Source organism: Marinobacterium iners DSM 11526 (assembly GCF_900107855.1).
In the GTDB taxonomy this organism is placed as follows: Bacteria; Pseudomonadota; Gammaproteobacteria; order Pseudomonadales; family Balneatricaceae; genus Marinobacterium; species Marinobacterium iners.
In genome coordinates, this window is sequence record NZ_FNRJ01000013.1 from 12,643 (window position 1) to 25,329 (window position 12,687).

The window sequence follows — 12,687 nt, forward strand, 5'->3', positions numbered from 1 at the left end:
AGCGGATCAGGGCATTATTTTCTGGCGGAACGGTGCAGCTTTGGATAGTCGAGCCAGAGCTTACGGGCACACCCGCACTGCAGTGCGGACCAGTGGCTGATCATCAACTGCAGCTGAATGATGGTCCCGGTCGGCAGGCGTTCGGGTGCCTCGGGGCAGAGTTGTTGTACCAGCTCCAGCAGTCCAGGGTTGTGTCCCACCAGCATGGTGTGGTTGACGGAGTTCGGCAGTCTTCGCAGCACGTCCAACAGGGCGGATGCATCGGCTTCATACAGAGTCGGACTGCACAGGGCTTCATCATCGTGCAGGTTGAAGGCGTCCTTCAATGGCTCTGCCGTCAGGCGCGTCCGCAAGGCTGGACTGTAGTGCAGCTGGTCGGGTCTGGGGCCCTGCCGCTGCATGCGCTGCACCAGCCCCGGCAGGTCGCGCTGTCCCCGATGGTTCAGTGGGCGCTCGAAATCGGCCAGGGCAGGGTCGGCCCAGCTGGATTTTGCATGACGAATCAGCGTCAGGATTTTCATCAAGAGTCTCCTCAGGCAGGCCGGCGCAATGGTAATCGGTGGCCCCAAAAGAACAGAGCCAGCCCGGCAACCACGAGCAGACAGCCTTGCCACAGGCTTGCGGTCAGGGGCTCGTCATTCAGCAGGTGTCCAAGCAGCAGGGCGAAGATTGGGGTGATCAGCGTGACCAGCGCCACCGTGCTGGGCGGCAAATGGCGCAAGACATGGAAGTAGCTGACAAAGCCGACCAGTGAGCCGAAAACTGCCAGATACAGGATAGCCCAGAACGAACGACTGTCCGGATCTATCACCAGCGGCTCACCGCCGAGCAGCCACCAGGTCAGGCCAAAACCGGGCAGTGACCAGAGCAAGGCGCCTACGGTATGCGCCAGGGGGTGAGTCTGGGTGCCGGTGCGCTTGACCAGCACTGCGCTCAGGCTGAACAGCAAGACGGCCAGAAACAGCAGCAGAAGGCCCGGCAGGCTGTCCCCTCCCAGTGCCAACTCATTGGTAAAGATCACACCCAGCCCGGCAAAGGCGAGTGCACAGGCGATCCAGCGATACGCCCGCAAAGCAGGCTCCTTAAGTATCCACTGTCCGAGAATGGCTGACAGAATCGGTGCCAGGCCGAACATGATCGAAATCAGCCCGGAAGGCACGTAGCGTGACGCGATATAGGTGCAGCACATGGCTCCGAATACGCCAAGAGAGGCGCAGGCATAAGTAGTCTGTGCCTCGCGGTGCAACGGCAGTGGAATTCGCAACAGTCGCAGCAAACCCAGTCCGAGCAAAGAGGCAATCAACATTCTGACCCAGCCGGCCATGACCGGGTCAACGCTTTCACTGCTCCAGGCAATGGTCAGTGGTGTCGTGGACCAGATCAGGACCACGGCTAGATAGGCAATGGGGACCGATGACATAACCGCTCCGTGTCATTAGACCGCGGTTTCAGCGACAGAGGCCGCAGAAACAGCTGCGGCCTTGGTTCAATGGGATCAGGAAAGATCAGGGCTCGGCAGCACAGCACGGTATCGCACCTTTGGCGAGATACCAAAGGTTTCGACGCGTCGCATGATGGTGGGTGCGCAACAGACAGGCTGCATGAGAGGGTCCTCGCTGATAGCCATTTATCATCCACCATTGTATGTAAGTGGTCAAGCCGGCAGGGCTAAACCGTCGCGGCTAAACCTTCGCGGAGACTGGTCGTAACGACAGGCATTCAGTTAAGCTGGTGCCAACAGCGCCTGACATCCAGAGCTTCAGGGTGCAGGACGGTCCTTGAGTACCAGGAGTTGTTGATGAGTGGAGATGCCAGGCGTCAGTTTCGGATCTGTATCAATACCCGGGCGGGTGACCAGGCTGACGCTGATCTGGAGCAGCTGATTCGGCGCCGGATTCCCGAAAACTGCCTTCAGTCCCTGCAACGGCTGAGGCCCAAGACGGCGCTGCTGCCGCAACTGCAACAGCAGGTCCGGGGTTGTATTGAAACGGGGGCCATATTGGTTGTTGCCGGTGGCGATGGAACACTCAATGCAGCAGTCTCTGCATTGGCAGGCAGTGATGTGACGCTCGGCGTGATTCCCTGCGGGACATTCAATTTCTTTGCGCGTGACCGAAACATCCCGGTCGATACCGAGGCCGCACTCGATGTTCTGCTGCATGGGCGGGAGCAGCATTGTCCGCTGTCCTTTATCAATGACATCCCTTTCTGCGTCAGTGCCAGCATCGGCGTCTACCCTCGAATCATTGCGGCGCGAGAGCAGGTCAGTGCGGTGACCGGCCGCAATCGTCTGGTCTCATTGCTGAGTGGAATCTGGGTGTTCCTGACGCGCGCACGGGGGCGAAGGCTCAGCCTTGAGCATGACGGAAAGCAACATGTCGAGACCGCGCCCATGTTACTGGCCAGTGTCAGCCCGACTCAGCTTGAGAGCTTTGACCTGCCGGAGGTAGAGGCTCTGAAATATGGCAAGATGCTCGTGTTTGTCATGCGCTCGGACAGTCCGCTGGCCCTGTGCCGATACCTGTGGGCAAGTCTTAGAGGTGAGCTTAAGCGACTGGAAGAACTCGACTGTTTCCTGACCGAATGCCTGCGGGTCTCGACCCGAAGGCGCAGACTGACCGTCGCGGTGGATGGTGAGCTGCACCGCTGTCGTTCTCCGCTGGTATTGGAAACCCGACATGATGCCTACCGGTGTCTGGTGCCCACAGGAGGCAGGTGATGCGGCTGATTCAACTGTCGGATCTGCATTTTGGTACTGAGCGGCCTGAGGTAATCGAGGCACTGACCGCCACTATATGCAACCTGCAGCCTGATCTTGTGCTGCTCAGTGGCGATATCACGCAGCGGGCGCGGCGGGGGCAGTTTCGACGATGCGAGTCTTTTCTGGCGCAGTTGCCGGCTGCGCCTGTATTGGCGGTCCCGGGCAATCATGATATTCCACTGTTTAATCTCTGGCAGCGATTCTGGGCCCCTTATGCCCACTTTCGATCAAGCTTTGGTCCCAATCTGGCGCCTGAGTATACAGATGCAGATCTGCTGGTCATTGGGGTCAATACGACTCGACCTGACCGACACGTGGACGGTTGCTTCCAGCCGGAAATGGTTGCGCATGTGGAACAACGGCTGAGGCGCAGCTCGGCATCACTTAAAATCGTGATGGGGCACCATCCCGTTGACCGCGTACTGGAAAGTGATGAACGCAATGTCGCTGAGGGTGCGGAAGCAGCGGTACGGCAGTGGAGTGACGCCGGGATGGTGCTGTATCTGGGCGGCCATATCCACTATCCCTTTTGTGCTCCCCTTGAACGGCGTTACCCCGGGGTTCACTCAGAGTGCTGGACCGCTCAGGCCGGGACTGCAATTTCGCGGCGGGTCCGTGACGGCAAGCCAAACTCGTTCAACCTGATTGAGTGGCAATCTCTGCGCCGACAGCTGCAACTGGAACGTTGGGATTACAGTTCATCCAGCAGTAACGGGTTCGGCTGCGCCGAAGCCTTTCAGTTGCCGTTGCGGGGTGAGTCCTCATCGGTCTGAGGGTGAGGCCTCTCTGCTTCTGTGGAATCTGTGCTTTCACTTTCCGCCACAGGTGGCTCAGGCTTGGCCATGAGTTCGCCTTCGTCACCGCTTTCGACTTCAGGCGATGTCGGTTCCTCCCGGAACAGCTCTTCGATCGGTGTGTCCACGAACTCTTCATTACGCGGGTCGATCTCGGGAATGACATGTACATCCGGGATGGCTGGAATGAAGTGTTCCTGTGCATCTACCGGCATGGGCGGTACACGATACTGCCGATAAAGGGTAAACACTGCCATGCTGACCAGGGCAACGGCGAGCGTATGGAACAGGGCCTCGGGGCCAAACCGTTCCATCAGCGCTGAGCTGACCAGCGGTCCCAGTACACTGCCAAGGCCATAACTGAGCAACAGGCCTGAGCTGGCGGCAATAATCTGGGAGCTGTCCATCATATCATTGGTGATCGCCACGGCGATTGAGTACACCGTAGAGGCCAGCCCCATCAGCACGCAGAGTGCGATCAGGCGCCAAGTGAAGGGGTCATTGACGGTGAGCGCGTTGGCGGCGCTGGCGAGGCCTGCCAGCACGCAGATCACCAGCAGCACATAGCTGCGCTGCACCCGGTCACAGATCCAGCCAATGGGCCAGGCACAGAGCATGGCCGCGAGAATGGAGGCAAACATGTAGATTGATATCTGGTTGTTTTCAAGGCCTGTCAGGCTGGCGAACAGCGGTACCAGTGAGTAGAAGGAACCGAGGAAAATGCCTCCAGTAAAAGCGGCAACAACCCCCAGTGGTGCCAGCCGAAGCAGTTGTAACAGCGACATTTTCTGAGTGGCTTCACTGATCTCGGGGGAATGCATGCGGGATAGTGACAACGGGATGATGCCGGCAATGATAAACAGTGCCGACAGGGTAAAAAGGGCATAGTTGATCGGGTTGCCGTTGCCGATCAGCAGTTGGCCGCCAGCGGCAGCCGAGTAGGCCGCAATCTGGTACATAGAGAAGATTTTGGAGCGGTTGGCGTTGGTGGCCACCGCACTGAACCAGCTTTCTATGGTGATAAACAGCGCCGCGATGGTGAGCCCGCCGATACCGCGCAGAATGCCCCAATACCAGACATTGTAGGTCAGCGGATAGATCAGCGCCGCCATGGCAGCCAGGGCTGCAAATACGGCAAAGGCACGGATATGGCCCACGCGGCGTACAATTCTGTCCGCATACAGTGAACCCACCACAAACCCGGCTGAATAGCACACCATCACCATACCGATGGTGGAAGCATCAATACCGAGCAGACTGAAACGCAACCCGAGCAGGGTGATCAGGAAGGAATTGCCGACAATCAGCAATGTAAGGCTGGCGAAGAGTGCCAGCAGCGAGATCATCAGTAAGCGCATCAGTCCTGTCCGTTAACCGCCGAGATAAGCCTTGCGAACGCTGTCGTCGTTGAGCAGGGCGTTACCGGTTCCGTTCATCACAATGCGCCCATTCTCCAGTACATAGCCCCGGTCTGCAATCTTGAGCGCCTGATGAGCGTTCTGCTCCACCAGAAAAATGGTGACGCCCTCATCCCGGAGTTTTTCGATGATGCCGAAAATTTGCTGAATAATCAGCGGCGCCAGACCCAGTGAAGGCTCATCAAGCAGCAGCAGGCGGGGCTTGCTCATCAATGCACGGCCAATGGCCAGCATCTGCTGCTCCCCCCCGGACATGGTGCCACCGCGCTGATTGAAACGCTCCTTCAAACGAGGGAACAGCTCCAGAACATGGTCGAGCTGAGCCTGAGCTTCGCCACGGGATCGAAAGAAACTGCCCATAAACAGGTTCTCTTCCACGGTCATGCCCGGAAAAATGCGACGTCCTTCCGGTACCACGGCCAGCCCCTTGCGCATGATGTCGGAGGTCTTGAGCTGCTCTATGGGTTTACCGTCAAAAGTGATCTGGCCGCTCTGGGCACGGGGGTCACCACAGATGGTCATCATCAGGGTTGTTTTGCCGGCACCGTTGGCGCCGATCAGAGTCAGGATTTCACCACGGTTCACTTCCAGCGTGACATCGTGCAGTGCCTGGATCTTGCCGTAGTAGGTACAGACCTTATCCAGTTTCAGCATCAGCTCTCTCCCAGATAGGCCTTAATTACATCCGGATTTTCACGCACTTCAAGTGGAGTGCCGTCGGCCAGAGGCGCGCCCTGATTGATCACCGTAATATGGTCGGAGATCCCCATGACAAGTCCCATGTCATGCTCGATCAATAGAACCGAAATGTCATGTTCGTCCCGAAGTCGCAGGATCAGTTGATCCAACTCCGAGGTTTCTTTCGGGTTGAGTCCTGCTGCCGGCTCATCCAGCATCAACAGGCTGGGCCGGGTGACCATACAACGCGCAATCTCCAGTCGGCGCTGCTGTCCGTAGGAGAGATAACCGGCTTCGCGATTGGCAAATGCCAGCAAACCTACCTGTTCAAGCCAGAACACGGCCTGCGCCATCGCCTCGGTATGGCGCTTGCGGTAACGCGGCGTATTGAGCAGCCCGGCAAAATAGTTGGTATTGAAGTGTCGATGTTGGGCCACCAGAAGATTTTCGATTACCGTCATGCTGTTGAACAGGCGCACATGCTGAAAGGTACGGACCAGGCCAAGCCGCGATATGCGATGACCTGTGAGCCGTTCGATCGGCTGGTCGCGAAACAGGATCTGACCGCCGCTGGGGCGGTAGAAACCACTGATGCAGTTGAACACAGTGGTTTTGCCGGCCCCGTTGGGGCCGATGATTGAGTGTACCTGACGAGGCTTGACGGTAAGGCTGACATTATCCACCGCCAGCAGGCCGCCAAAACGCATTATCAGGCCCGAGACTTCCAGCAGATTGGTCATGAGGTTTTAAGCTCCAGCTGGGGGCGTTTCATCGGCAACAGGCCCTGCGGGCGCCACAGCATCATCAGGACCATCACGCCACCAAACATCAACATGCGGTATTCCTGAAATTCACGCGCCAGCTCCGGCAAAATGGTCATGGCAATGGCGGCCAGAATGACACCCAACTGGGAGCCCATTCCACCCAGCACGACAATGGCCAGAATGATGGCTGATTCGATGAAAGTGAATGACTCGGGGCTGATAAAGCCCTGCCGAGCGGCAAAGAAGCAGCCCGCAAAGCCGGCAAAGGAGGCGCCCATGGTGAAGGCCGACAGCTTGATCACGGTCGGATTCAAGCCCAGCGAACGACAGGCTATTTCGTCTTCGCGCAGCGCTTCCCAGGCGCGCCCGATCGGCATGCGCTGCACCCGATTGATCACATAGATGGTGAACAACACCAGCAGCAGTGCAACCAGGTACAGAAAAACCACTCGGTGGCTGCTGTCATAATCGATGCCGAAAAATTCATGGAACGTCTGGCTGCCTTCGGCGGCTCGGCGACTGAACTCCAGCCCGAACAGGGTAGGTTTTTCGATGCCGCTGATGCCATTGGGGCCACCGGTGACATCGGTCCAGTTGTTCAGCAAAATACGGATGATTTCACCGAATCCCAGCGTCACAATGGCAAGATAATCCCCGCGCAGACGCAGTACCGGAAAGCCCAGAATACACCCGAACGTGGCGGCCATCAGCCCGGCAATGGGCAAACAGGCCCAGAAGGAAAGGCCGTAATATTCCGACAGCAATGCGTAGGTATAGGCGCCCACGGCATAGAAGGCCACATACCCCAGATCCAGCAGCCCGGCGAAGCCCACCACAATATTGAGGCCAAGCCCCAGCATGACATAGATCAGCGCCAGGGTGGCCAGGTCCACCGAACCGCGAGACACCATGAAAGGCCAGATGAACAGGCCTAGAACTACCAGTGCAATCAGCCAGGGGGTGAGCCGACTGCGTAGTTGCTCTCGTGGCAGCAGCGCACTGATGTGCGGGGTCGGCAGGCGCTGTTTCAAGGCACTCAGGGGTTGATGAAACAGCTGCACCAGAAAGACGGCCACAACCGCAAACGCGATCCAGCCCCAGGTGGCGGCATCGGCATTGACTACGGTAAGTTCAGGGCCGTCCTGCTCCAGCTTGACACCGATCACCAGACAGGTCAGCAGGAAGGTGACCAGCGCGGAAAACAGTGCCGGGAAAAGTGCTCTCTGCATATTGGCTCCCTCCTATACCTTCTCCACTTCCGGCTTGCCGAGCAGGCCGGTGGGGCGGAACAGAAGAATGAGTACCAGCAGGCTGAAGGCCACCACATCCTTGTACTCGGACGGGAAAAAGGCAGCCGTGAGGGCCTCGGTGACGCCCAGAATAAGGCCGCCGAGCATGGCACCCGGAATGGAACCGATACCCCCCAGTACCGCAGCGGTAAAGGCCTTGAGGCCTGCCATGAAGCCGATGTAGGGGTTGATGGTGCCGTAATAGAGTCCCAGCAGTACGCCCGCTACAGCCGCCAGTGCCGCCCCGATGACAAAGGTAAGCGCGATGATGCGGTTGGTATCGATCCCGAGCAAATTGGTCATCTTCAAATCCTGAGCGCAGGCGCGGCAGGCACGTCCCAGGCGTGAGCGCGAAATGAACAGTGCCAGTGCCGTCATCGAGACCAGCGTCACACTCCAGATGATCATCTGCATCCATGAAATGCTCACCTCAAACAGGGCCGGATCACCGAAGCTGATACCGCCCGAAATCAGCGAGGGCATCGCCAGGTCGCGTGAACCCTGGGCCAGTCGGATATAGTTTTGCAGGAAAATCGACATGCCAATCGCCGTGATCAGGGGTATCAGACGCGGGCCGCCACGCAGGGGCCGGTAGGCCACCCGCTCGATTGCATAACCATAGGTGGATGAAATAATCACCGCCGTGATCAGTGCCAGCAAAAGGATGATCGGTAATGACCCCACCCCCATGGTGACCAGTCCGATGATGGTGATGAAAGCGGTATAAGTACCGATCATGTAGACCTCGCCGTGGGCGAAGTTGATCATGCCGATAATGCCGTACACCATGGTGTAACCGATGGCGATCAGGGCGTAGGTTGATCCGATGGTCAGTCCGTTGATCAGCTGCTGCAGGACATAGAGGGCGGTTTCACTCATCTGCATTCTCCAGGCTGCGAGCCCCGTCAGGTAGACGGGGCTCAGACGGGACGGAGTTTATTCGCTGAGAGCGGTCTTGCTGCCATCGGCGTGGAGGCGGTACACCATGAAGGTGGATTCGGTCAGGTCCCCCCTTGCGTCGAAACCAATCTCGCCGATGGTGGTATCAAAGCGGTTGGCTCGAAGATATTCTGCCAGCGCATAGGGGTCGGTTTCGCCAGTGGCCTTGATGGCGTCGGTCATAACCTGTATTGCGGCATAAGCCGGGAACACGAACGGACCTGAAGGGTCTTCATTGCGTGCCTTGAAGGCTTCGGTCAACGCGGCATTTTCCGGGTTCTGGTCAAAGCTTTTCGGGGCGGTGGCCAGTACGCCTTCCATCGCCTCGCCTGCAATGGCAGCCAAGTCCGAATTCACTACACCCTCAGGACCCATGAACGGTACATCAAAGCCCTTTTCACGGGACTGTCGCAGAATCAGCCCCAACTCCGGGTGGTAACCGCCGTAGTAAACGAAATCAATATTGTTGCGCTTGAGCTTGGCGATCAGTGCCGAGAAGTCCTTGTCGCCAGGGGTAACACCTTCAAACATCTCGGCTTCGATGCCATCGGCAGCTAGCAGATCCTTAACGGTTGTGGCAAGGCCTTCACCGTACTGCTGTTTGTCGTGAATAACGGCCAGCCGCTCCGGTTTGACGTGATCACGGATATGCGCCGCCGCCAGGCTGCCCTGAAGACTATCCAGGCCGATGGTGCGGAAAATCAGCTCATATCCCTTTTCGGTAATGGTGGGAGAAGTGGATGCGGCGGTGATCATCAATACGCCCTCTTCCTCGTAAATATCCGAGGCCGGTTCGGTTGAACTGGAGCAGAGGTGGCCGATTACGTGCCGAATATCATCATTGACGATGCGGTTGGCGACGGCCACAGCCTGTTTGGGGTCGCAGGCATCATCGTAAATAATGCCTTCAAGCGTCTGACCGTTGATGCCACCGGCCTCATTGATCTGGCGGATCGCCATCATCGCGCCGATCTTTTGCATGTCACCATACTGGGCAACGGGGCCGGTAACAGGGCCTGCAATACCGATTTTCAGAGATTCAGCCTGTACGCTGGAGACTGCGGCCAGCAGTGAACCTGCCGCCAGCAGGGTTTTTCCGAAAGATCCGAACGTCTGCTTCATGTTATTCCCCTATGGGCTTCTAGTCAGGGCGGCTGTCCCGGCTGAGGTGCCGCCTGTTATATTTGTTGGTGACTATCGGTTTGATTATTACACAGTTTTTTTATATCTGCGTAACCTCGATAGGTGGCCCCTGCAGGATCTGCTACACTCGCGCCATCATACGGGGCCGCGATTGAAACCAGCAAAACCCTTGCCACTTTTAACACCCGGGAGGTGCCTATGCGCGCGTATTTCTCATCTTGTTTTCTGTTCATGTTCCTGCTTGCACTCCCGTTGGGAGTGCAAGCAGACAGTTTGGGTGAAGCGGCGATAGAGGCTTATATCGATAGCCTGGGGCCGGTGCGGCAGCTGGGTGAAAAGCTGCAGGCCGAAGGCAAGCAAAGCTTCCTCGAACGTGAAATCACACCGCGCAACGGTGAGCTGTTTGACCCCCACACCCGGGGGGTAAAAGTGTTGCAGCGAGAATCAGCTGATGACTACAGCGAGCTGGGTCGGATTGTGCGCCAATATGGCTTTACCAGTGCGGAGAGTTGGGCGCTGACCGGTGACCGTGTTGTGCTCGCTTACGGTGCGATCAAGGCCGAGGCGGAAAGCCCTGAAATCCTGCAGCTGGCACAGCAGATGCAGGGAATGGATCCGCAAATGCTGCAGCTGGTGCCACCGGAGATGCGTCAGCAGATGGAGCAGGCGGTGAGTATTGCACGCACACTGGCGCAGGTACCGGCGGCAGACAAGCAGAGTGTTAGGCCCTACACAGCTCAATTGGACCGTATTTTTTCCCAACCCTGAACACCAAAGTAAGGAGAGGCGGCATGTCCTCACTGGTTTATTGCACTGCCCAGTTTAAGCCTCGGCCCGGCAAGGAAGCCGAGCTGTTTCGCGCATTACAGATGCTGGAACCCAACGCCCACCGTGAAGATGCCTGTGTGCAGTACACGGTGACGCGTCAAATCAGCAGCCCCTTTGCCGAAGGCACCAGTTTTCCGATTGTGTTCCACGAAATCTGGAGCGATATGGAAAGCTTTGAGGCGCACTGCCAACGCAGGGAAATCGTCGAATTTTTCGAGCGTTACTGCAAGGCTGAAGATGGTCTGGCCGAAGACTGGAATGTTTGTATATATACTGACGAGCCGGAAAACTTCGACGCGCCCCAGTTCGGATAGGTCTTTGCACCATTTAGGTGCGGTTTTCCGGCCGACGGACCCGTTCTAGCCCTGACAGCGCGGTGAGTGGGACTGGTCCGTTTCTTGCTTGAGTCCTTCTGTATCCGAGTAAAGTTAGCGGTCATGGATAAACGGAGGCAACCATGGGCACACTTGCGGCTGATTTCGGTGGACTGACAGCGCAACTCTTTGAACTTGTTCAACAGCGGGCAACAGGCACCCTGTTTGTGGTCAGTGCAGATAATCATGCGGCTCAGGTTGTGCTGTCCAAGGGGCAACTGCTGGGTGTTGCATATAACGGGCTGCACAATGAAAACGCGGTGGCTCAGCTGGCCAGTCTGGCACCACTGCGCTTTTCCTTTACACCCGAGCTGATCTATCCACTGATGGAAACCCTGTTGCCTGACCAGGCGGAGCAGTTGCTGGAACGCCTGGGGTATCGCGACACGCCGGCTGTTGCACATCCGCTCGTTGAAGAGGATGAGCCGACCGACTCTGTGGCAGCGCCGGATGGGTCAAGAACCCCACTGATGGTGTACCGCGGACGTGTGATTCAGGGGTAACCCTATTGACACTCAAGCTGACAGGCCTATCCTGAATTTGACACCTTTGTCTGTTGAGGTTGATCCGTTGCGATCAAAATTTGCCTGTTGGTTTCATGTTGCCGAGATGCCTTCGGCAAGAACGATCGGAAAGCCGACCGTTCTGTTTCTTTTGGCAGTATTGCTGTTTTACGGTTTTGAGGGCGGTGCAGTCCCCAAACCGGGAGACGAAAGCCTTGCCGTCAACAGTACCGATTTGCTGCTGGATAACACCCAGACTGACACCGATTTGTTTCTGCCGCAGCCATTACATATCTCCTGTGACAGCCTGCCTGCTCCTTGTCTCGACGAAATAGCTGATCAAAGGGCATCAACCTTTGAGGCTTCTTACCAGTCACGCGCACCGCCGGTCGCCTTTTTTTGTGGCAGCCATAACACTATCGGCTAGAGGCCGGTCTGGATTACCGAACGGAGCGCTGGTACAGCGCGAGGAAAAGAACATGAAGAACTACCATGAGTTGAAAACCATCGGCCTTGAGGACTACACCCGCCTTGCTGAAGGTGCAGATCACGCCATCACCAACTTGGATTCACCGGCACAACTGGTGATGACCGATTTTCGTCAAACACCACCACTGACCATGAATCTGACCGAAAGCATCAGTGATGCCACCCAGGCGATGCGCAAAGTGCATGTGCGTTCGGTCATCGTCACCGACAGCAGCAAGGCTTTCCGCGGCATTCTGACCGTGATCGATCTGGAAAGTCGCAAGGTGCTCAGCCAAGCCACCAGCCTGGGCCTCAAGCGTGAGGACCTGAGTATCAAGGACGTGATGGTCAGTCGTGACAAGCTGCGCGGAGTGCCATTGTCAGCCCTGCAACAGGGTACCATCGGCGATCTGCTCAAGACGCTGCGTCATGAAGGTAGCATGCACATGCTGGTGGTTGACCCGGAGTCACAGGAGATCTGCGGCATTATTTCTGCCAGTGAAATTGCCCGTCGTTTGCAGGTGCCGGTCGAAATCAATCTTCAGGCGTCCAGTTTCCGCGATCTTGTGGATGTGCTTTTCGGTCGTGGAGAGTCTGTTTGATCCCTTTGTTCACGGGCCCTAAGTTCACGGGGCGTTGAATGAGCGTAGCTGAGGTTGGCACAGGTCAATCTCAGCTACTACAGGATCTGCCATACTGAACGCTTAATCCCGGATAACAGGAGTTGG

15 protein-coding genes are annotated in these 12,687 nt (G+C 57.1%); 7 read left to right on the plus strand and 8 right to left on the minus strand.

Annotated elements, in window-relative coordinates; translation table 11 throughout:
- Nucleotides 1–14: 14 nt before the first annotated feature.
- On the minus strand, nucleotides 15–521 hold the full coding sequence (locus tag BLV48_RS13190) for a SixA phosphatase family protein (protein ID WP_091827265.1): 507 nt from the start codon (nucleotides 519–521) through the stop codon (nucleotides 15–17).
- Nucleotides 522–532: 11 nt separating this feature from the next.
- Nucleotides 533–1,420: a DMT family transporter gene (locus BLV48_RS13195; protein ID WP_091827266.1), complete on the minus strand. Its 888-nt coding sequence runs from the start codon at nucleotides 1,418–1,420 to the stop codon at nucleotides 533–535.
- 378 nt (nucleotides 1,421–1,798) lie between these two features.
- Here BLV48_RS13195 and BLV48_RS13200 point away from each other — a divergent pair, with 378 nt between their 5' ends.
- Nucleotides 1,799–2,719 carry a diacylglycerol/lipid kinase family protein gene (locus BLV48_RS13200; protein ID WP_091827267.1) on the plus strand — a complete coding sequence of 307 codons (921 nt, stop codon included), beginning with the start codon at nucleotides 1,799–1,801 and terminating at the stop codon, nucleotides 2,717–2,719.
- Nucleotides 2,719–3,534 carry a metallophosphoesterase family protein gene (locus BLV48_RS13205; protein ID WP_217633019.1) on the plus strand — a complete coding sequence of 272 codons (816 nt, stop codon included), beginning with the start codon at nucleotides 2,719–2,721 and terminating at the stop codon, nucleotides 3,532–3,534. The genes BLV48_RS13200 and BLV48_RS13205 overlap by 1 nt, the downstream gene beginning before the upstream one ends.
- Here the strand turns inward: BLV48_RS13205 and BLV48_RS13210 are convergent.
- Genes BLV48_RS13210 through BLV48_RS13235 form a run of 6 tightly spaced genes read right to left on the minus strand, consistent with a single transcriptional unit; the run spans nucleotide 3,498 to nucleotide 9,765 of the window.
- Nucleotides 3,498–4,913 carry an MFS transporter gene (locus BLV48_RS13210; RefSeq protein WP_091827269.1) on the minus strand — a complete coding sequence of 472 codons (1,416 nt, stop codon included), beginning with the start codon at nucleotides 4,911–4,913 and terminating at the stop codon, nucleotides 3,498–3,500. The two genes, BLV48_RS13205 and BLV48_RS13210, sit on opposite strands and share 37 nt — an antisense overlap.
- 12 nt (nucleotides 4,914–4,925) lie before the next feature.
- Nucleotides 4,926–5,627 carry an ABC transporter ATP-binding protein gene (locus BLV48_RS13215; RefSeq protein ID WP_091827270.1) on the minus strand — a complete coding sequence of 234 codons (702 nt, stop codon included), beginning with the start codon at nucleotides 5,625–5,627 and terminating at the stop codon, nucleotides 4,926–4,928.
- Nucleotides 5,627–6,391, minus strand: coding sequence for a high-affinity branched-chain amino acid ABC transporter ATP-binding protein LivG (livG, locus tag BLV48_RS13220; protein ID WP_091827271.1), 765 nt, complete (start codon nucleotides 6,389–6,391; stop codon nucleotides 5,627–5,629). Before livG ends, BLV48_RS13215 begins: the two co-directional genes overlap by 1 nt.
- A complete protein-coding gene (locus BLV48_RS13225) occupies nucleotides 6,388–7,644 on the minus strand; it encodes a high-affinity branched-chain amino acid ABC transporter permease LivM (RefSeq protein WP_091827272.1) in 1,257 nt (418 codons plus the stop codon). Before BLV48_RS13225 ends, livG begins: the two co-directional genes overlap by 4 nt.
- A 12-nt stretch (nucleotides 7,645–7,656) precedes the next feature.
- A complete protein-coding gene (gene livH, locus BLV48_RS13230; RefSeq protein ID WP_091827273.1) occupies nucleotides 7,657–8,583 on the minus strand; it encodes a high-affinity branched-chain amino acid ABC transporter permease LivH in 927 nt (308 codons plus the stop codon).
- Between the two features lie 57 nt (nucleotides 8,584–8,640).
- On the minus strand, nucleotides 8,641–9,765 hold the full coding sequence (locus BLV48_RS13235; RefSeq protein ID WP_091827274.1) for a high-affinity branched-chain amino acid ABC transporter substrate-binding protein: 1,125 nt from the start codon (nucleotides 9,763–9,765) through the stop codon (nucleotides 8,641–8,643).
- Nucleotides 9,766–9,984: 219 nt separating this feature from the next.
- Here BLV48_RS13235 and BLV48_RS13240 point away from each other — a divergent pair, with 219 nt between their 5' ends.
- The 5 genes from BLV48_RS13240 to BLV48_RS13260 all read left to right on the plus strand — a co-directional run bounded on the left by BLV48_RS13240 (nucleotide 9,985) and on the right by BLV48_RS13260 (nucleotide 12,561).
- The gene (locus tag BLV48_RS13240; protein WP_091827275.1) at nucleotides 9,985–10,554 is read left to right on the plus strand and encodes a hypothetical protein; all 570 of its coding nucleotides are present in this window, start codon (nucleotides 9,985–9,987) and stop codon (nucleotides 10,552–10,554) included.
- Nucleotides 10,555–10,577: 23 nt separating this feature from the next.
- A complete protein-coding gene (locus BLV48_RS13245; protein ID WP_091827276.1) occupies nucleotides 10,578–10,928 on the plus strand; it encodes a putative quinol monooxygenase in 351 nt (116 codons plus the stop codon).
- A 143-nt stretch (nucleotides 10,929–11,071) separates the two neighbouring features.
- Nucleotides 11,072–11,491, plus strand: a complete 420-nt coding sequence (locus BLV48_RS13250) for a hypothetical protein (protein WP_091827277.1) — start codon at nucleotides 11,072–11,074, stop codon at nucleotides 11,489–11,491.
- A gap of 106 nt (nucleotides 11,492–11,597) precedes the next feature.
- The gene (locus BLV48_RS13255) at nucleotides 11,598–11,918 is read left to right on the plus strand and encodes a hypothetical protein (protein ID WP_091827278.1); all 321 of its coding nucleotides are present in this window, start codon (nucleotides 11,598–11,600) and stop codon (nucleotides 11,916–11,918) included.
- A 52-nt stretch (nucleotides 11,919–11,970) separates the two neighbouring features.
- Entirely contained in the window at nucleotides 11,971–12,561 is a 591-nt protein-coding gene (locus BLV48_RS13260; RefSeq protein ID WP_091827279.1) for a CBS domain-containing protein, read from the plus strand.
- The last annotated feature ends 126 nt before the right edge of the window (nucleotides 12,562–12,687 follow it).